Genomic DNA, 19,697 nt, shown 5'->3' with positions numbered 1-19,697 from the left:
CGCCCTGACGTCTTTGCAACGTCAGGGCGATGCCGTATCCAGATGGTGTGACGTCCCTGTGCCCGAACTGTGGTGCGCCGAGTGCTGCCTACGAGGCCGGTGGGCTGGTCGAGGTCGTCCACGATGCGGAGATCGACGGGTTGCGCAAGCTCTTCACCGGCGAACTGCTGCTGTCGCACTGTGAGGTCTGCGGCGATCCACTCGACGTTGATGTCAGCGTGGTCTGTGTCTCGGACGACCCACGGGCGATAGACCTGTTGTGCGGCCGGATGGCCCAGGGCTGGGACGCCGAGGCAGTGATCGCCCGCGCCGGACTTCCGGTCGACCGGCCATACGTCTCGCATCCGTCTGCCGAAAGCCTGACGCGAAGTGCTGCCGCACGGATGAAGGCGCGTCTGGCCGCGATCAACGCTGCCGGGACGGCCATCGCGGAGCATCGCCTGATGAAGTACCTCGAGGAGCACTGGCGGCAGCTTCCCGCCGAAACGTTCGCTGCTGCGATCGTGCCCGCAATCGCGCCGGTGCCAGGCACCAGAGTCGCCGCAGTCCGTGCCCAGGATGCCGGCCAGGCGGACGCCCCGACGTTCGAGGCGGTGTTGCGGTACTACGGGTCGATGCAGGCCCAGGTCTGGTTGGCACTGTGCCACTCGTGGATGCAGGACGAGACGCATGGTGAGTCCCTCCAACGCGACCTGGAGCGTTACGTGCTGCGCGGCTACGTCCTACCGGGGGCGCTCGATGCATTCGACGAGTACGCCGACACCCTCGAGACCGAGGATCTCCCGTTCCACGGCAGATACGTTGTCGAGGCCACCAGAGCCGCGGTGCACCTGGGAGCTGACGTGCCGGTGAGCGACGGACGCGAGTGGGCCATTGCTCTGGCATCACTCGAGTTCGCCTATCGGCAGGACAGCACCGAGGTACCGGACGCCTTCGGCGCCATCCGGGTGGCCGAGGAGTTCGCCCGAGCCAGCGTGTCCAGACAGGACGCGTGGTGGGCCGCGCAGTTCCTCCTCGCCACTCTCGTGCAGGACCGCGCCGCGCAGGCCGCTCGGGCCGACGCGGATGCCGCGGTGGGCAGGATCACGGGGGAGGAAATCCTCGCCGTGCAGGAGGTTGTCGAGTTCCTGGGCTTCTCGGGTCGGGACAGCGTCGTCAGTGATGTCCTCGCCGGGTTCGGCAAGGAGCCCGGATTCGAGCAGTTGCTGGATGCCGTGGATCGGTTCCACGAGCGCGGCGACGACGTCGACTCGGCACTGTCCTTCATCAAGGACATGGACGCGCCGCTGCTCCGCGCCGGACAGGCAGCCGAGCTCGAGCGTCTCGCCGACCGTGTGATCGATCGGTTCCCGTCAGTGGACGCACGCGCCGCCACCGAGACCTGGCTGGGTTCGCGACTCAAGCTGATCCGCCAGCCGAAACGCTTCCTGGCCAGAGTTGGTTCGGAACCGCGGCCCTGGGAGGCGGAGCTGGGCGGCATGCGGCGAGCGGCGCTCCTGACCGAGCGATCGAACGCACTGCGGCTGGCCGGACTGCCCGAGGTAGCACTGGAGGTCGCCAGGCAAGCGCGGGCCGCCCTGCCGGATGACGCCGGCGATGCGAACAAGGCGGTCGGGGACCGCAACATCGGGATTCTCCTGCGCGAAACGGGCGCACCGGATGCCGCGCTCGCCATCTTCACCGCGTTGAGCGCACGCGGCACGGCCGCGGAACGCCTGGAGGCCTTCCATTCGGTCGCAGTCACGCTCGCGATGTTGCACCGCGTACCTGAGGCGATCAGCGCACTCGAACACGCACTCGCGCTTGCCGACGGTCCACAGGCACACCGTGCCCTCGCGCTCCGGGCTGCTCTCGCCAACCTCACCGCGCCCGACGATCCGGCCAGAGCGGCTGAGCTGGTGCGCGAGATCCTCGATCCAGCCGCTGTGATCACCGATCCGTACGTCGTCCTGCCGACGGCCGCGGCACTGTTCATCCTGGCCGGGACGGCGCCGGAGCTGGTCGATCCCGATCAGACCGACTCGATCGACCGAAACCTGACCGAGGTCCGCGATCGCGCGATCGCCGCCGGCGACGTAGCTGTCGCCTGCCACGCCGCGAACGCGACGGCCGTCCTGCACGATGTCCTCGGCCTCGCCGACAACCAGGACCGATGGCTCGCTGCCGATCGACTCGCCGTCGAGCTCGGACAGATTCCCGACGCGATCGTGCTGCTGCGGCTTGCCGCGTTCGCCTACGAACACGACGACTGGGAGGGTGCCGGCCAGGTCCTCGGCCAGGTGCCGACGGCTCTGCGCCGGATGTATCGGGATGTCCGGGACCTCGCTGCCGTCGCGACCAGCACCGAGTCGCTCCGCTATGCGGCCGAGCGGTTGGCTGCAGCTGCACTCGGCAGCGTGCTCGACCGGCAGAGCACGCCCTGGAGTGCGCTTCGTCAGGTGGCGGACGTGGGCCGCAACGCGATCGGCCGTACGGTGGCGCGGAACAGCCGGTCGTGGAGCAGCGACGCGCCGTTGCCGGATGACCATCGGCTCGCAGCGCTCGCCGAACCGGATAGATCCATCGGCGTCGTGGAGTGGATCGAGACGACCGAGGTGTACGTCTGCATGCTCACCGTGATCACGCCGGATGGGCAGGTACGGTCGCGATTTCTCGAGGCACCCGACGAGGACCCGGTCGCCCTCGCCCCTGTCCTGCACAACCTCATCCGCGGCTGGCGGCGCGGACGCTCAGGTGACCCGCTGCAGCAGGACCAGTGGCAGGCCCTCGTCGCCTGGTGGACGCGGGAACTGTCCGAAGACCTGACCGATGGCGACCACGTGGTCGTCATCGAGCACCCGGACCTCGTCGGACTGCCCTGGCATGCTGCCTGCGGCGGCCTGTGGACGTGTTCGTACGCGGCGGGATGGTTCGCACTCCTGCAGGACACGCAGGTGAGACCCGTCCGAGGGATCGGCGTTGTGCGCGTGCCGAAGTACGGGGACGCAGAAGAGGTCCGCGACGCGCTCTTGACCTCGACCGCTCGAACCCGGGCCTTCGCGAACTCGTCGGGGCTGCAGTTCCAGGCCGCCGAGGAAGCACCGGCGGACGCCGCGGCCGTGATGTCGCTGTTGAGCACGGTCGACGTCGCCAAGCTTCTCTGCCACGGCTATCAGGATCCGCAGACGAACGAAGTGGGCATCATTGTCGCCGACGCGGGAGCGCTGCCACTGCGGAACTCGATCGCTGCTTCCACTGAGCGCGGCCGGCGCCATCGGCTCGACTGGTCGGCACTCCAGACGCTGGAGCAGGCACCGATGGTGATCTTCTCACTGGCGTGCCTGAGCGGCGTCGTCCATTGGACCGGCCTGGGCGAGCGTCTCGGACTGTTCACCGCCTTCGGACCGGCCGGTACCCGCGCACTGATCGCCCCGCGCTGGGAGGTGCCTCCCGCCGAGGTTGCCCCTATTCTCGACGCAGCGCTCGAGATCTGGCTGGCAGGCGACCTGGATCTGGCCCGTGCGCTACACCAGGCCTGCACGGCCGCCGCGGAAACTCTTCCGCCACGCTATGCCTGGGCCTTGATGCTGGAGGGGGACTGGAAATGAGCCAAACGTTCGAGGAACTGCTGGCCGAGTTGCGGCCCGACGCCGACGCGGTGGAGCAGGCCACGCGGTACTACCTCGCCGAGAAGAGCGGCGACCTGGACCCGGCGAAGATGAAGGACCAGTTACGGCAGGCTGCCGGAGAGCGCGGTCCTGAACTCGACGCGGCGCTGGCAGGGGTCGAGCAGGACGGTGCACAGATCGAGTCCGCCTGCCTCACGATCCTGGCCGAGGCCTGGGAGGACCCAGCCGAGCGCGACGCCGTCCGCGGGGCCCTGCAGGATGCCAAGGCGCAACTGCCCGTCATCGAGGTAGCCCTCATCGCCATCACCGTCGCCTACGGGATGTACCTGCTGGCAACGCGCGGCATCAAGCGACGGCTGAAGGTCAAGCGGCACAACCCGGATGGCTCCATCGACGAGATCGAGGAGGTCGAGTACGAGACGCCGGACGCGCCGCTGCGGGCCATCACCAAGCTCTTCTCCGGCGGGCAGTCGTCGGAGACCGGCGATCAGCGGTAGGCGCGCGCCTGGAGTTCGAAGAGTTCGGCGTAGCGGTGGCCCGCGCCGAGGAGGTCCTCGTGCGTGCCGACCTCCTCGACGCGGCCGTTGTGCATGACCACGATGAGGTCGGCCATGCGGACGGTCGAGAAGCGGTGGGAGACGAGGACGGTGATGCCGCCGGTCTCGGTGGCCGCGATCTTCGCGGCGGCGGCGTACTGCTCGTAGAGGCGGTGCTCGGCCTCCGGGTCCAAAGCGGCGGTCGGCTCGTCGAGGAGCAACAGCAGTGGGCGTTCACGCATGAACGCCCGGGCCAGCGCGAGTCGTTGCCATTGGCCACCGGACAGCTCGACGCCGTCGGTGAACTTCTTGCCCAGCTGCGTATCCAACCCGCGCGGCAGCCCGGCGACGACGGACTCCGCGTCGCCTCGCGCGACCGCGGCACGGACGGCCGCCTCGTCGGAGGCTCGGTCGACGTCGCCGAGCCCGACGACGTCGCGGGCCGCCAGCTCGAACTTGACGAAGTCCTGGAACCCCGCCGAGAGCTGCGACCGCCAAGCATCCGGTGAGATCGTCGACAGCTCCACGCCGTCGACCAGAACGCGCCCGGTCGTCGGGTCGTACATCCGCGCGAGCAGCTTCACCAATGTCGTCTTGCCCGCGCCGTTCTCCCCCACCAACGCGACCGCCGACCCCGCGGGCAGACTGAGACTGACATCGGTGAGTACGGCGGAATCCGTGCCAGGGTAGGAGAATCCGACGTTCCGCAGCTCGATGCCGGACACCAGCCGGGCCGGTGCCGCGGTTGTGCTCGACGTCCAGGAGTTCTCCTTCGCGTACGTGCGCAGCCAGTCGTACCGGCTGAAGCTCCGCACGACCTCGCCCACCCAGTACACGTTCCGCGCGATCCCGCCGGTCATCTGATCCACCTGCGGCGCCAGCAGCAGCACAAGTACGACGTCGCCCGCCGTCTGCTGCCCGTTCCGGGCTCGCGCGATGATCCACACCACGGCCGCGGCGTACGCGAGACCGAACACGAGGCGGACGGACCCATCGACCTTGCCGCCCCATCGGGCCGCCGCGACTCGGCGCCGGAACCGCTCCGTCTGCAACGCGAAGATCCTGTCCAGCAGCACCTGTCCGAGCCCGAAAACCCTCAGCTCTAGGCCCGTCCGCGGGTCCTTCGCGACCTCGATCAGCCGGTCGATCAGGCGCTCCTGAGGCATCGAGTCCTCCCACGCCTTGTGCTGCCGCGTGCTGCTCAGGTACGCCGACCAGATCCGTGACGCACCGAGCAGCGGAAGGATCAGCAGCAGCGGATTCACCGACCCCAGCAACCCGAGCACGGTCACCGTGTTGGCAATCGTCGCGAAGGCCCACAGCAGCACCTCGGCGCCGACGCCCATCCGCCACGCGCGTTCGCGCACGAGCTCCAGCCGGTCGGCCACATCCGGCCGTTCGTGATGCGTCAGCCCCGGAATGCCCGTCGTCACGTCCAGCAGGTCGGCGTGCACGCGACCGGCCATCCGCTCCTGCGCGGTGTCCTGCAGCGGCCAGCCGACAACGTCGGCGACGAACGAGACCGCCAGCGCACCGACGATGATGCCGATGCCGAGCGCGATCGTGCTCGACTGGTCTTCCGCGATCCCGTCGACGAGCCGGCTGACGCCGTACGTCTGCAGCGGGGCCGTGACCGCTCGGGCCGCGACGAGCACGGCCGAGATCGTCATCAGCAACGGCGCGGCCCGGAACGACGTGGACAGCCACAGCCAGCAGATCCGGAGGCTACGCATCGAGGACCTCGCTGCCGGCCTTGTCCGAGGACGTCACGTATCGCTCGGCCTGCAGGCGGAACATGGCGGCGTACGTCCCACGCTTGTCGAGCAACTGGTCGTGCGTGCCGTCCTCGATGATGTGGCCGTCGGCCAGCACGCAGATGCGATCCGCGTTCCGAACGACCGAGAAGCGATGCGAGATGATCAGCGACGCCACACCCGACGTCAGCTCCAGGTACCGCTCGACCAGCTCAGCCTCGGCCCGTACGTCGAGAGCCGCCGCCGGCTCGTCCAGCACCAGCACACCGGCGCCCGCGTGGACGGCGAACAGCGCCCGCGCCAGCGCGATCCGCTGCCATTCACCGCCGGACAGGTCGACGCCGCCGTCGAACGTCTTGTCGAGCACTGTGTCCCAGCCCTCCGGCAACCGGCGTACGACGTCGTCGATGCCCGACTCGCGAGCGACCTTCGCCAGTCCGACCTCGTCGTCGACGCGCTCGACCGCGCCGAACGCGACGTTGTCGGTCACCGACAACGGGAAGCGGAGGAAGTCCTGCACGATCGCGGCGATCCGCCGCTGCCAGGCGGTCAGGTCGATGTCCGCAAGGTCGACGCCATCGACCAGGATCCGGCCCGTCGTCGGCCGGTACGCGCCACCGAGCAGCTTCACCAGTGTGGACTTGCCGGCGCCGTTGACGCCGACGAGCGCGAGCGCTTCGTGCGCACGGATCGTGAGGTTGAGGTCGCGGAGTACGTCGACGTCGGAGCCCGGGTACCGGAAGCTCACGTTCTCGAAGCGGACCTCGCGGGCCGGCATCGTCTCGACGCGGTGCTTGGTCGTCGCGCGCGGCTCGGGATGACGCTCGGCGATCGTCTCCGGCAGCCCCTTCATCGCCCGGTACGCCGACAACCCGCGCCGCACCTGCACGACGCCGTACCCGTTGCTCGACACCCCGATGGCCAGGATCGCCGGAACGGTGGTCGCGACCTCGGTCAACGGCAGGTCGCCGTTCAGCGCGGCGCGGCCGGCCAGCAGGATCGCCAAGCCGTTCGCAGCCAGGTGCAGGCCGCCGGTCAGGATCGACCACTTCACATTCCTGCGGCGGCGTTCCCAGACCGGGCGGAAACCCGCGGTCCATTCGCGAACGTACCGCTGCACCAGCCAGTTGTGGAGGCCGAAGACGCGGAGCTCCTTCGGCGCGTCACGCATGCCGAGGTCGAACAGGTAGTTGGCCCGGCGCTGCTCCTCGGTGTTGCCCCACCACACGTCGATCTCACGCTCGATCAGGCGGCCGCCGTACCACTCGAGCAGGAAGGTGACCGCGACCAGCATCACGGCGACCGGCCACGAGAACATCACACCGACGATGGCCGCCGATCCGATCAAGGTGACCCGGCTCGCGAGCAGCCACGGCAGATTGCCCAGGCCCTGGGCGAGATGGAAGCCACCCTTGCCCTTGGCCCGCTCCTGCACATCCAGCACCTCGGTGTCCTCGAGATGCGCGATCCGGCGCGGACTGAGCAGCGGCTCGGTGATGCCGGTGCCGATCGCCCGGGTCAGCGCCGCGTCCATGATCAGCGTCGCGACCTGGTGGATCGCAGGCGTCAGACTCTCGAGAACGAAGACCACCAGCAGTCCGCCGAGCAGCCAGCTGAACTCGGTCATCGGCATCGCTCCGGGCGCATCGTTGATCACCCCGGGAACGGCGCCGACCACGCGGCCGGTGAGCAGTACGACGGCCATGCCCAGCAAGGAGCCGAGCACCGCCAGGCTCATCGTCAGGGCGGTGCTCCAAGGTGCAACACGCAGCGCGTACCGCAACAGAGTCAGCACTTGACCGACCGTAACGGGGACCACCGACAAAAACATCCGAGTTTCACAGGCCCTGCCCTACGCTCGTTCCAACAACGCCGACGAGGGGAGCTGGTGATGCGTTGGTGATGCACAGCCCTCTCCTCGAATCCAAGCTCTATCTGCCCCGGAACCGGCAGGCTCTCGTGCCACGAGCGCGGCTCACCGAGCGTCTGCGACGCCGGGACGAGGTCAGGTTGACGCTGGTGTCGGCACCGGCGGGGTTCGGTAAGACGACCCTCCTGTCAGCGTTGGTGGCCGAGCGCCCGGGCCGGACCGCGTGGGTCTCGTTGGAGGCGAGTGATCGTCACGCCATCACCTTCTGGGCCTACGTGCTGACCGCATTGGAGCGGGCCGCTCCGGGTGTCGGCGAGGGCGCGCTCGCGTTGCTCCGGTCGGGTCAGGCGCCGATCGAGTCGGTGCTGGCCGGCGTACTCAACGAGCTCAGCGTTCTTCCCGAGGACGTGGATCTTGTGCTGGACGACTATCACCTCGCCGACGGTCCGGAGATCCAGCCGGGCATGGCGTTCCTGGTCGAGCATCTCCCGCCACAGGTGCAGCTGCTGATCAGCACCAGGGCCGACCCCGCACTCCCCCTTGCTCGGTTGCGTGCGCGTGGCGAACTGGCCGAGATTCGCGCCGCCGATCTCCGCTTCACCGTCGGCGAGGCGACGGCGTACCTGAACGATCTGACCGGGCTGGATCTTGATGCGGCAGCCATCGCGACGCTCGAAGGCCGGACCGAGGGGTGGATCGCCGCTCTCCGGCTGGCGGCACTCTCGCTCCAAGGGCGTGACGACACGACCGCGTTCATCGAAGGATTCGCCGGCGATGACAGGTACGTCGTGGACTATCTGCTCGACGAGGTGCTCGACCGGCAGCCGGACGACGTACGCCGGTTCCTGCTCGAAACGTCGATCGCCGACCGGCTGACCGGACCGCTGTGTGATGCCGTGACCGGACGGTCCGGTGGCAAGGCGATGCTCGAGGCGCTCGAACGGCAGAACCTCTTCCTGGTCCCGCTCGACGACCATCGCCGGTGGTACCGCTATCACCACCTCTTCGGCGACGTACTGCGGTCGCATTTGCGTGAAGAACGTGGCGACCTCGCGGAGCTGCACCGGCGCGCCAGCCGTTGGTACGAGGAGGCCGGAGAGACGGTCGCAGCCGTGCAGCACTCCCTTGCGTCCGGCGACGCTGAGCATGCCGCGGACTTGGTCGAGCTCGCCGTGCCCGCCTTGCAACGGGAGCGGCAGGAACCCACGCTGCGACGCTGGCTGGACGACATACCGAACGACGTCGTGCAGAAACGGCCGGTGCTCGCAGTCGGATTCGTCGGGGCACTGATGTCCTGCAACGAGTTCGACGGTGTCGGGCAACGGATCGACGACGTCGAGCGCGTGCTGGCCGGACCGACGGATGCACTGGTGGTCGTCGACCGTGGCGAACTCGTCAAACTGCCCGGCGCCATCGAGACGTACCGGGCCGCGCTGGCGCTGGCTTCCGGCGATCCGGCCGGGACGATCGAGCATGCCGGCCGCGCGATCGATCGCGCTGTCGACGGCGACCACCTCACCACCGCCTCTGCCTCAGCGCTGGCGGGTCTCGCGCACTGGACCGGCGGGGATCTCCAAGCCGCGCATGACGGCTACACGACGACCGCGCGGGATCTCCAACGGATCGGGTACATCGCCGACGTCCTCGGCTGCTCGATCACCCTGGCCGACATCGAGATCACGCAAGGTCGCCTCCGGCAGGCCCAGAGCACCTTCGAGCGAGCCCTCGACCTCGGCGAAGGTCTCCGCGGAACAGCGGACATGTACGTCGGGTTGAGCCGGCTCGCACTGGAGCGGAACGATCTCGATGCTGCTAGCAACTATCTACGCCGCGCCGACGACCTGGGACCGGCCGCCGGCCTGCCGCAGAACCCCTATCGATGGCGCGTGGCGATGGCCCGCCGCCAGGAAGCGGAGGGCGATCTCGTCGGCGCCCGGGATCAGCTCGATGCGGCCGAACGCGTGTACGTCGGCGACTTCGCACCGAACGTTCGTCCGATCGCGGCACTCCGGGCGCGCGTCCTGGTTGCCCAGGGCCACTTGTCCGCCGCCCGCGACTGGATCCGTCAGCAGGGTCTGTCAATGGACGACGAACTCTCGTACCTGCGCGAATACGAGCACCTGACGCTGGCCCGCGTCCTCCTCGCCGAGCAAGCACGCGGTGACGCCATCCGGCTGCTCGAACGGCTGCAATGGGAGGCCGAGGCAGGCGGCCGCACCGGGACCGTCATCGAGATCCTCGTACTACGGGCGCTCACCCAAGGTGACATCGATCCGCTGGAACGAGCGTTGACGCTGGCCGAGCCCGAAGGCTACGTCCGTGTCTTCATCGCCGAAGGCCCACCGATGACGTCCATGCTGGCGGCTCTCGCACAACGCCGGCCCGACTGGCTCTACCCGCGCGTGCTGCTGGACGCGGTACGCCGGCCCACCTCCCAGGCTCCGAAGCCGGCCGGAGAGCAGGTCCTCGTCGACCCGCTGAGCGACCGGGAGCTCGACGTACTGCGGTTGCTGGCCGGCGAACTCGACGGCCCCTCGATCGCGCGCCAACTCGTCGTGTCGCTGAACACCGTGCGCACTCACACCAAGCACATCTACGCCAAGCTCGGCGTCACGAACCGGCGCAGCGCGGTCCGGCTGGCTCACCAGCTCAACCTGCTCACACGCTGAATCACCACATGATGTGATGCCCGGTCACCACAAGCGCTCGTAGCTTGCGGACATGTCGCACGATTCAGCTTGGTACGAGATCCGCCTGCAAGGGCAGCTCCACCCGCGGTGGGCTACCTGGTTCGACGGCCTGACCGTCACCAGCGCCGCCGACGGCACCACGGTCATCCACGGCCGCGTCGCCGACCAGGCCGCACTGCACGGCGTACTGCAGAAGCTGCGCGACCTCGGCCTCCCGCTGCTGTCGGTCGCCCGGATCGACTCCGATCCGGCGAAGCACTCATCACCTGGAGAACTGCCATGACCATCACCGCATCAACCGCATCCGCCGACCGTCGTACCGCAGACCCGACCAGGAACAACGCCCGGGCCGGCGGCATCTTCTACCTGATCACGTTCGCCGCCTCGATACCCGCGCTGGTACTGCTCAGCCCGGTGCTGAACGACGCCGGCTACATCACCGGCGCCGGTCAGGACACCCGCGTCCTGTGGGGCTGCTTCCTCGATTTCGTCAACGCCGTCACCTGTGTCGGCTCCGCGGTCGCGGTGTATCCGGTGGTGAAGCGACGCAACGAGTCCCTGGCGCTCGGCTTCGTCAGCTCCCGGCTGATCGAGGCCGCCATCATCATGGTCGGTGTCGTCAGCCTCCTCGCCGTCGTCACCCTGCGGCAGGATCAGGCCGGCGACGTCGCGACCGGTCAAGCACTGGTCGCCGTCCGCGACTGGACGTTCCTGTTCGGCCCCGGCTTCATGGCCGCCATCAACGCCGTACTCTTCGGCACCCTGCTCTACAGGTCCCGCCTGGTCCCCCGCATCATCCCCACAATGGGCCTCATCGGTGCACCGATTCTCTTCACTGCGAACATGCTCACCGTCTTCGGCCACAACACGCAGACGTCCACCTGGTCCCTGCTCGCTACGCTCCCCGTCGCCGCCTGGGAGCTGTCCGTCGGCGTCTACCTGACCACCAAGGGCTTTCGACGGGTCTGAACCTGTCGAGTTGAAGGCATCGGGCACCTCACGCTTACCGGAACGCCATGGTAGGCGAGGTGTCCGATTCCTACGGTTGTGGGGTGCGAAAGACCAAGGACGCCGGGCTGGTCGACGTCGTACCTGCACAGACGTACTTCGTCGTCAGCGCGATCTTCCACTATCTAGGGCCGGCCATGGCAGTCCTGCTCTTCGCGCGGATCGAGCCGCTCGGCGTCGCGTGGTTGCGGATCGCGGCCGCAGGCACGATCTTCTGGCTCTGGCGCCGGCCACTCAAGGCGTGGCGATCACTGGACCCGGCCACCCGCAAACTGCTGGCCGGCTGGGGCGCCGTTCTCGCGGTGATGAACTGCAGCTTCTACCTGGCGATCGACCGGGCGCCGCTGGGAACGGTCGCCGCGGCCGAGTTCGCACCGGTCATTGTGCTGGCCGCGATCGCGGTGCGCAGCCTCCGGAACCTGCTGGCGCTCGTTCTCGCCGTCGCCGGGGTCTACATCCTCACCGACATCAGACTGTCGCAGGACTGGATCGGCCTGCTCTGCACAGCGCTCAACGCGCTTCTCTTCGCGGCGTACGTCGTACTCGGACACCGGGTGTCGCGCGTCGACGGACTGCGCAGGATCGACGGGTTGGCGCTCGCGATGGGCATCGCCACTGTGATCGCGCTGCCGGTCGGGGTCATGCAGGCCGAACCGGCGTTCACAGACTGGAAGCTACTGGCCGCGGTGGTCGGCGTCGGGGTCTGTTCGTCGGTCATCCCGTATGTCAGCGATCAACTTGCGATGGCCCGGCTCAAGCGATCAACGTTCGCGCTGATGCTGGCCTTGCTGCCCGCCACAGCGACGGCGATCGGTGCCGTCGTACTGCGTCAGATCCCGACGCTCGCCGAACTCGCGGCGGTCGCGGTCATCGTCGCGGCGGTCGCGCTGCACCACGAGAAGACGTGATCACGCGGACGGGGCCGGCCGGTACGACGGCAACGCGTCCGCGAGGCTCGGATACTGACGGATCCGCTCGCCGAGGTCCGACAACAGCTCGGCCAACCAGGTTGCGGCGCCGGCGACCCGCAGCCATCCGTTGTGCTGGACCGCCAACTCACCGGCGGTCCTCAGCACCTCGATGCCGGCACGATCCATGTGACTCACCCGGCGAAGGTCGACCACGAGCGTCGGCAGCTTGGTGGTGATCACGTGGTGTAACTCGGTCTCCAACGTCGGCGCACTGACGTCGTCGATCCTGCCCGCGACGCGAACCACCGCGCAGTCTCCGACCGCCGACCAACCGCAGACGAACGGACCACTCACGTCCGTCGGCATGTTGGCAGATCGGACCACGCGCGGTGTACTCACATGCCCGGCCCCCGAACGTCTCACTGCTTTCACTGCGACTCCTCGAACGTACCGCGGGCCGTCCCTTCGACATGCCACGTGCATACGTCCCGTACCCACCCGTATTCACCGTGACACCGAGGCGTGGGTCACGCCGTCAGGCGGGAGTCCTCCGACCGGGCCTCGCTGACCGCCTGGCCGCGCGGGGTGTCAGGGAAGCGGGTGAGCATGGCGTGGATCTCGTCCGCCGGGACGTTCGCGCCGAAGAGCTCGGTCCCGGGTTCGAGTCGCATGCCTTCGGCGAGCGGGCCGGCGATCACCGGGTCGAAGCCCAGCGCGTCGACGATCTCCGCAACCGCGGTCGTGTCCGCGGGTTCGCCCGCGATCGCGATGGCCCTTCGATCCGGGGATCCGTGCGGGCGGGCGCCCTCGTCGAGGTCGTGGTAGCCCATGTGGTTGAAGGCCTTCACCACGCGGGACTCGGGCAGGAGGTCCTGCACGATCTCGCTGGACGACGTCCGCGGATCGGTCAGGTCGTCGCGGATGCCGTCGACCTCCCACCAGTAGTTCATCGCGTCGATCACGAGCTTGCCGCGCAACGCCTCGACCGGAATAGTCCGGTACTTGCCGAGCGGCAGTGCCAGGATCACCACATCGGCCTGCGCCGCCGCCTCGTCCGCCGTGGTCGCGACGGCGCCCGGCGTGACGATCTCGACGATCAGCGCGATCTTCGAGACGTCACCCGAGCCGGCGATCAGTACGCGGTAACCGGCCGCGACCGCGAGCCGGGCGAGCACGGTGCCGACCTTGCCGGCACCGAGGATGGCGATCGTGGTTTTGTCGGTCATGACGTCAGCCCGCCAGGATGTCGCGGACCATCGGGATGACCTTGGTGCCGTACAGCTCGACCGCCTTCATCCGGGCGCTCACCGGCACCGGTCCGGCGCTGTAGATCAGGTCGAACCGGCCGACACCCAGCTTCTGGACCGCACCGGCGATCCGGCGGGCGACAGTCTCCGGCGATCCGACGTACATCGAGCCGTGGGCGACCTCGGCGTCGAACTCCTCACGCTTGATCGGCGGCCAGCCACGCAGCGCGCCGATCCGGTCGCGCATGACCTTGTACCGCGGGTAGAACACTTCCTTCGCTTCCTCGTCGGTGTCGGCGATGAAGCCCGGCGAGTGCATCCCGACCGGGTGCGCGACGGTGCCGAACTGCTCGGCTGCCTTCTTGTAGAGATCGAGGTACGGCGCGAACCGGTCCGGCGCTCCACCGATGATGGCCAGCATCAACGGCAGGCCGTAGTACGCCGTACGCACGACGGACTGCGGCGATCCACCGACGCCGACCCACGTGTTCAGGTGGCCGGACTCGGTCTTCGGGTAGACCTCGGCGTTGTCCAGCGCGGCCCTGGTGGTGCCTTCCCAGCTGACCGGCTTCTCGTCGAGCAACCGCACGAACAGTTGCAGCTTCTCCTCGAACAGAACGTCGTAGTCCTTCAGGTCGTAACCGAACAGCGGGAAGGACTCGGTGAACGAACCACGACCCAGGATCACCTCGGCGCGTCCGTTCGACAGCGCGTCCACGGTCGAGAACCGCTGGAACACCCGGACCGGGTCGTCGGAGCTCAGCACCGTCACGCCGGATCCGAGCTTGATCCGCTCGGTCTTCGACGCGATTCCGGCCAGCACTGTCTCCGGTGTTGAGATCGAGTACTCCGGCCGGTGGTGCTCCCCCAGCGCGATCGCGTCCACGCCGAGCTGGTCGGCCAGCACGGCCTCCTCGACCACCTGCCGGATCGCCGCCGCGGCCGGCACTAGCTCGCCGTTGTCACCCTCCGGAATGTCCCCGAAGGTGTCGAGCCCGAACAAGAGGTCGCTCATCCGTCCACTTCCCATCTGCTGTCCACATCAGCCTGAACAATTCTAGGTTGACATGTCAACACCGCTGGCGGCACGTTCATTCCGGCCGCTGACAGGATGGTCCGGACGATCCCCGAAGCCTGAGGCAGGTGCCAGCCGCTGTGAGAATCACCGCCGTGGAGACGATCCGACCCCGGATCCAGCCGAATCTGATGTTCCTGCGCCTGCACACCGACGACGGGCGGGTCGGGCTCGGGGAGGCGTTCTTCGGTGCCCGGGCCGTGGAGGCGTACATCCACGAGTCCGCCGCCGAGGTGGTGCTGCAGGCCGAGGACGCCACCCCGGAGGCGATGGCGCAGGCACTGACGCCGTACCTCGGGTTCCAGGGCGCCGGCGCGGAGGTACGCGGCAACGCTGCCGTCGACCTCGCACTCTGGGACCTGCTCGGGCAGTACGCCGGTCTGCCGCTGGCCGCGCTGCTCGGCGGTCCGGTGCGGACGTCGGTGCCGATCTACAACACCTGCGCGGGCCTGGGTACATCGGCTCGAGCACGCGACAGCGGTCGGACAACTGGGGTATCCCGGATGGCTCCGCCGAGCAACGCCCGTACGAGGATCTCGAGGCGTTCATGACCAGGCCCGCCGCTCTCGCGCGGGAACTGTTCGACGAGGGCATCGGTGGTCTCAAGGTCTGGCCGTTCGACCAGGCCGCGGAGGCGACCGGCGGTCTGACGATCGGCCACGACGACCTGCAGCGGGGTCTTGCGGTCATCGAGGCGATCCGATCCGAGGTCGGGATGGACATGAACCTCATGGTCGAGTTGCACGGCTTGTGGAGCCGCGGTGCCGCGACCACGATCATGGAGGCACTCACGCCGTACCGCCCGTACTGGGTCGAGGATCCGATGCGCTCCGACGCGGTCGACGCCCTCCAGGTGCTGGCGTCGTCGGTCGACGTACCGATCGCCTGTGGCGAGACGGCTGTCGGACGACGCGGGTTCGCCGCGCTCCTCCAATCCGGCGCGATCGATGTAGCCACCCTGGACGTCCAGTGGACCGGCGGCCTCACCGAAGCCCGCAAGGTCGCCTCACTGGCGGACACCTACGGCATCCCCATCGCCCCTCATGACTGCACCGGCCCAGCCTCCCTGGCCGCCTGCACCCACCTGACCCTCGCCTCCCCCAACGGCCTCATCCAAGAAACAGTCCGAGCCTTCCTCCGCACCTGGTACACCGACCTGGTCGACGGCCTCCCCCAAATCACCAATGGCCGAATCACCATCCCCAACACCCCCGGCCACGGAATCCGCCTCCGGCCCGAAACCCTCGAAAGCGATCAGGCAGAAACGAGGATCAGCAATCGCTGAAACCGGCGTTTGATTGATCCCGTGGCTATTGCTCGCCGCGATTTTCCACCGCATCCTGTTCACGCGTAGGAATTCGTGGCGCGTTCGCCGGACGCGGCCCCGATTCCGGGGAGGTACGCATGAGCAAAACAGCTGTCTGGGCCGTGTCGATCGCCACCGCGGTTGCCGTCTTCGCAGTCGTCCTGGTCGTCGGTTACCGGATCACGGACAACGACCCGCCGTGGCTCATCCCGTTGGCGGCAGCCGCTTTCGCGGCATGTATCGCGATCGGGAACACGGTTGTGTCACTGCGCTTCAAGCCAGCACCATCCAGCCCGGATACGAGCGCGGCCGCGGCGCCAACGACTCAGGCGCCGAACAACCCGGCACCGACTCGTCCCGCACCGACTCACGAGGCACCGCCGAGTCAGCAGACCGGGACGACGTTCGCGACCGGCGGCTCGATCGCGGGCATCAACGCGGGCGGTGACGTCACGATCGGAATGCCGGCCCAAGACAGCACCGCGACACCGAAACCGCCTGGCGAAGGCGCATGATCCTGTGGCCGCCGCCGATGATGGCTCCACACCGGAGCCGTCCCAGCAGACCGGGCCGACATTTGCCACCGACGGTTCGATCGCGGGCCTGAATGCCGGTCGTGACATCAACATCGGAAGTACGTCGTCCATCAACGACCTGGTTCTCGAACTCCAGCATCTGAGTTTGAACGGCGCCTTCCAGAGATTCCGCCGGATCGAACTCAAGGCCGGCGTGCTCGGACGCCTCAGCGCGAAAAACCCGCGGCGCGCGTCCGATCTGGTCGAGAAGCTGCTCAAGGTCGATGCGCCGGCCGCCGGCCAACTCATTCGGCAGCTGGACGCGACCTTTGCCGCGAAACTCCTGCTGCCCATGAAACCGGTGGCGCGCGCCGAGCTGATGGCCGCGTTCGGAGCCCCGGCACGGATCGTCGCCGCAGCCGGGGTGTCGGACGGCGCCGGACTTCTGACGGACCTGGCCCGAGTCGACGTCGAGGGGGCCGCGACGGTCCTCCAAGCCCTGCCCGAAACGCATCGCGCCGAGTTCGTCGCGCGGATGGACCCGCACCAGGCCGCCCGCATCCTCTGCCGTCTCGAGCCCACCAAAGCCGCGGAGATTCTCGATCGCTTGCGGGCCAGTGACCCGAACACCGCCGAGAGCGTCGCGACCGAGGTGGACCGGCTGACCCGATCGACGCAGCGCGAACGCGCTCTCCGGCGGACCGTGCGCGGCTGGCAGATCGCCGCCGGGGGCCTGCTGGTCGCTCTGGTCCTCGCCGTCGCCCTCCGAGGCGGTGGTTCAGGGCAGCCGAACGCAGCTGCCGCAGATCAGCCGACGGCCAGTCCTACGCCCCGTCCGCTGACCTCGATGGCCACGGCGCCGAATCCCCCGATCGTGGCCGCCGTACCTCGCGACTTCCCCGCGGATCACCTGCTGCGGGACGATCTGGGCCAGTGGTCGGACATCTGCGGCCGTTGGATGGAGGAGCCGGAGGCCAAGGACAACCAGGTCACCCGACTGATCTACAGCTGCGAGACCGAGCAGGGCGTCTGGGTCGTGTACACGCAGTACTCGTTGAAGGTCACGCCCTTCACCTTCGGCAAGCCCAAGCAGGCCGACGCGGTCGCCGGGTCCTGGACGGGTCCGGACAAGCGCAGTGGCACCTACCTGCTCTACTCGCGGGATCCGGGACGCCCCGGGTTCTGGCTGGAGGAAGCCGGCACGTCTCGTGTTGCCTTCATGGTCTGGGCACCGGAGAAGAGCGGCCAGGACGAGCAGCAACTCGAGGATTCACTCCGCGCGCTGCTTCGGGACCACGGCTACACGCTGACGTCCTGAGCGGTTACGAGGGTTGGATGCCGTAGTCGTGGATTTTGCGGTAGATGGTGGCTCGGGACATGCCGAGGGACTTGGCGGCGCGGCCCTTGTGGCCGTCGTTGGCGACGAGGCTGCGGATGATCGCGTCGCGTTCGAGGGCCTCGAGTTGGCTGAGGCTGCGGCGGCTGATGGCCTGGACGCGGGCCGGGAGGTCGGCCGGCATGATCACGCCGGTACGACGGCGGCGTAGAACGATCTGTTTGAGGACCTGGCACAGCTCCCCGGTGTTACCCGGCCACGAGGACCGCATCAGCTGGTGCATCGCTTCCGGTGAGCAGCTCAGGTCACCGTGGCTCACCTGGTTGAGGACGTACGGGACGAGTTCGCGGACATCCTCGATGTGGTGCCGCAACGGTGGCACTTCGACGGTCAGCGGGAACAACGCCAGCAACTCCCCCAGATCAGGGAGTTCCGTGCCGTCCGATGTCATCGTGAGCGCGATCCACGGCGGCTCGGACGGCCGGCGCTCGAGTACGTCGTACAGGGCCTCGATCGTCGCCTCGACATCGCGCGGGCCGAGGCGGTCGGCGTGCCGGATCACCAGCGCCTGGACCATGTCGTCGGCCAGCTCGGCCTCCAGCTCCGCGCCGAATCCGCCGTTCGAGCCGACAGCGTCGACGATGTGGAACAGGCCGGCCGGGTTGTTCTGGTGGTGCGCGGCGCGGGCGAGTGCGACCTTGCCGACACCACGCTCGCCGGTGAGTACGACCCATTGCCCGGCCCGGCACGCGTTGTCGACCTCACGGCTGCTGCCCAGCCACGGCGCACTGCGGCCGACCAGGCCGGGAAGGACCGGCCGGGGCGGTGGACGATGCGTCGCGGTCGGCAACCGGCTCTCTGGGCCGGAGTTGTGCGGGCTGACCTGGATGATGCCGGCCTCGTCTCGCGCGCCGACGGCGATCGGGCGGCAGCTGATCTTGACCCAGCTCCCGGTGGGCAGCTCAACCACGACGGCGTCGGTGCCACCACGCGCCAGCAGCTCGCCGGCGTACCCCAGCACCGCTCGCTGGTCGGTGGCGTCGAGACACTGCCGGGCCTTCGCGTTCATCAGCAGCAGGTCGTCATCGACCGCGAGAATCATGTCGCCGAGCCGGCGTGCACTCTGCCGGTACGCCTGCAGCAGCGCCAGCTCCCGAGTCGAGCTGTCGGTCAGCATCGCTGCCCTGATGTTGTCGGCCGTGGTCTTGGCGAGCGCGATCAGCAAAGTGCCGGCGTCCTTGCGCCAGCAGGTCAGGTCGATCGCGCCGACCGTCTTGCCGGTGACCGGATGCTTGATCGGCACGCCTGCGCAGGCGAGGTCCTCGAGATCCTCGGCGTAGTGCTCGTGCCCGAAGACATGCATCGGTCCGCCGCCTTCCAGGGCGGTCCCGATCCCGTTCGTCCCGGCGAACTCCTCGGCATAGCTGAAGCCGGGCGCCAGATGGACCTTGTCCAGGTGCCGGGCCAGTTCGGTGTCGGCGGTGAGACGCTGGAGCACCAGGCCGGTCCGGTCGGTCAGGATGACGCTGATCGGTTGACCGGCAAGGTGTTCGTGCAACTGCTGCAGGACTGGTCTCGCGCTCCTGGACAACGGAAGTTCCAGGTCGGGATCCGCGACGTAGGGCAGCGAGATCCGATCGGCCGGCAGATTCCACCGCCGCGACCTGACCCAGGAGGCAAGGATCGACGGCCGGACGTCCTTCGGCCCGACCGGGTCGAGCGTGAGGAAGTTCAGCCGTGCCTTTGCGGCCCGCCCGCTGTCGTCTTCCGTCGGGAGCACGAGTTCTTCCACGGGGCCTCCTGACGCACGGCGGGCACGGGTGCTGAAGTGCCACCGCCCC

Annotated in this window: 16 protein-coding genes; 10 read left to right on the top strand and 6 right to left on the bottom strand. The window is 68.3% G+C overall.

Going from position 1 to position 19,697, the window contains the following annotated elements:
- Window positions 1–29: 29 nt before the first annotated feature.
- Both OG817_RS11015 and OG817_RS11010 read left to right on the top strand, forming a co-directional pair.
- Window positions 30–3,587, top strand: coding sequence for a CHAT domain-containing protein (locus tag OG817_RS11015; protein WP_406053741.1), 3,558 nt, complete (start codon window positions 30–32; stop codon window positions 3,585–3,587).
- The gene (locus tag OG817_RS11010) at window positions 3,584–4,105 is read left to right on the top strand and encodes a hypothetical protein (RefSeq protein ID WP_406053739.1); all 522 of its coding nucleotides are present in this window, start codon (window positions 3,584–3,586) and stop codon (window positions 4,103–4,105) included. The genes OG817_RS11015 and OG817_RS11010 overlap by 4 nt, the downstream gene beginning before the upstream one ends.
- Here the strand turns inward: OG817_RS11010 and OG817_RS11005 are convergent.
- Window positions 4,096–5,877 carry an ABC transporter ATP-binding protein gene (locus OG817_RS11005; protein ID WP_406053737.1) on the bottom strand — a complete coding sequence of 594 codons (1,782 nt, stop codon included), beginning with the start codon at window positions 5,875–5,877 and terminating at the stop codon, window positions 4,096–4,098. The genes OG817_RS11010 and OG817_RS11005 overlap by 10 nt on opposite strands.
- Window positions 5,870–7,693 (bottom strand): ABC transporter ATP-binding protein, encoded by a 1,824-nt coding sequence (locus OG817_RS11000; RefSeq protein WP_406053735.1) that lies wholly within the window; start codon window positions 7,691–7,693, stop codon window positions 5,870–5,872. Before OG817_RS11000 ends, OG817_RS11005 begins: the two co-directional genes overlap by 8 nt.
- Before the next feature lie 107 nt (window positions 7,694–7,800).
- Here OG817_RS11000 and OG817_RS10995 point away from each other — a divergent pair, with 107 nt between their 5' ends.
- From OG817_RS10995 to OG817_RS10980, 4 genes are all read left to right on the top strand, one after another.
- Window positions 7,801–10,437: a LuxR C-terminal-related transcriptional regulator gene (locus OG817_RS10995; RefSeq protein WP_406053733.1), complete on the top strand. Its 2,637-nt coding sequence runs from the start codon at window positions 7,801–7,803 to the stop codon at window positions 10,435–10,437.
- Window positions 10,438–10,489: 52 nt separating this feature from the next.
- Window positions 10,490–10,741, top strand: a complete 252-nt coding sequence (locus tag OG817_RS10990) for a hypothetical protein (RefSeq protein WP_360447624.1) — start codon at window positions 10,490–10,492, stop codon at window positions 10,739–10,741.
- On the top strand, window positions 10,738–11,427 hold the full coding sequence (locus tag OG817_RS10985) for a DUF4386 domain-containing protein (protein WP_406053730.1): 690 nt from the start codon (window positions 10,738–10,740) through the stop codon (window positions 11,425–11,427). Before OG817_RS10990 ends, OG817_RS10985 begins: the two co-directional genes overlap by 4 nt.
- 83 nt (window positions 11,428–11,510) lie before the next feature.
- Window positions 11,511–12,374, top strand: a complete 864-nt coding sequence (locus OG817_RS10980; protein ID WP_406053728.1) for an EamA family transporter — start codon at window positions 11,511–11,513, stop codon at window positions 12,372–12,374.
- On the opposite strand, the gene OG817_RS10975 is transcribed toward OG817_RS10980, so the two are convergent.
- From OG817_RS10975 to OG817_RS10965, 3 genes are all read right to left on the bottom strand, one after another.
- Complete coding sequence (locus OG817_RS10975; protein ID WP_406053726.1) at window positions 12,375–12,743, bottom strand: STAS domain-containing protein; 369 nt, start codon at window positions 12,741–12,743, stop codon at window positions 12,375–12,377.
- 161 nt (window positions 12,744–12,904) lie between these two features.
- Window positions 12,905–13,603, bottom strand: a complete 699-nt coding sequence (locus tag OG817_RS10970; RefSeq protein ID WP_406053724.1) for an NADPH-dependent F420 reductase — start codon at window positions 13,601–13,603, stop codon at window positions 12,905–12,907.
- 4 nt (window positions 13,604–13,607) lie between these two features.
- Entirely contained in the window at window positions 13,608–14,639 is a 1,032-nt protein-coding gene (locus OG817_RS10965) for an LLM class flavin-dependent oxidoreductase (protein ID WP_406053722.1), read from the bottom strand.
- Between the two features lie 155 nt (window positions 14,640–14,794).
- Here OG817_RS10965 and OG817_RS10960 point away from each other — a divergent pair, with 155 nt between their 5' ends.
- The 4 genes from OG817_RS10960 to OG817_RS10945 all read left to right on the top strand — a co-directional run bounded on the left by OG817_RS10960 (window position 14,795) and on the right by OG817_RS10945 (window position 17,838).
- Window positions 14,795–15,250: a hypothetical protein gene (locus tag OG817_RS10960; RefSeq protein WP_406053720.1), complete on the top strand. Its 456-nt coding sequence runs from the start codon at window positions 14,795–14,797 to the stop codon at window positions 15,248–15,250.
- Complete coding sequence (locus OG817_RS10955; RefSeq protein WP_406053718.1) at window positions 15,247–15,984, top strand: mandelate racemase/muconate lactonizing enzyme family protein; 738 nt, start codon at window positions 15,247–15,249, stop codon at window positions 15,982–15,984. The genes OG817_RS10960 and OG817_RS10955 overlap by 4 nt, the downstream gene beginning before the upstream one ends.
- A gap of 119 nt (window positions 15,985–16,103) precedes the next feature.
- On the top strand, window positions 16,104–16,520 hold the full coding sequence (locus OG817_RS10950; protein ID WP_406053716.1) for a hypothetical protein: 417 nt from the start codon (window positions 16,104–16,106) through the stop codon (window positions 16,518–16,520).
- Between the two features lie 4 nt (window positions 16,521–16,524).
- Window positions 16,525–17,838 carry a magnesium transporter MgtE N-terminal domain-containing protein gene (locus OG817_RS10945; RefSeq protein WP_406053714.1) on the top strand — a complete coding sequence of 438 codons (1,314 nt, stop codon included), beginning with the start codon at window positions 16,525–16,527 and terminating at the stop codon, window positions 17,836–17,838.
- A gap of 4 nt (window positions 17,839–17,842) precedes the next feature.
- Here OG817_RS10945 and OG817_RS10940 read toward each other — a convergent pair whose 3' ends face one another.
- Complete coding sequence (locus OG817_RS10940; protein WP_406053712.1) at window positions 17,843–19,648, bottom strand: sigma-54-dependent Fis family transcriptional regulator; 1,806 nt, start codon at window positions 19,646–19,648, stop codon at window positions 17,843–17,845.
- Window positions 19,649–19,697 lie beyond the last annotated feature (49 nt).

Origin of the sequence: Kribbella sp. NBC_00889 (assembly GCF_045207705.1) — a bacterium.
Classification (GTDB): domain Bacteria; phylum Actinomycetota; class Actinomycetes; order Propionibacteriales; family Kribbellaceae; genus Kribbella.
The sequence above is the reverse complement of the archived record's forward strand: the minus strand, read 5'-3'. Positions and strand labels throughout refer to the sequence as shown.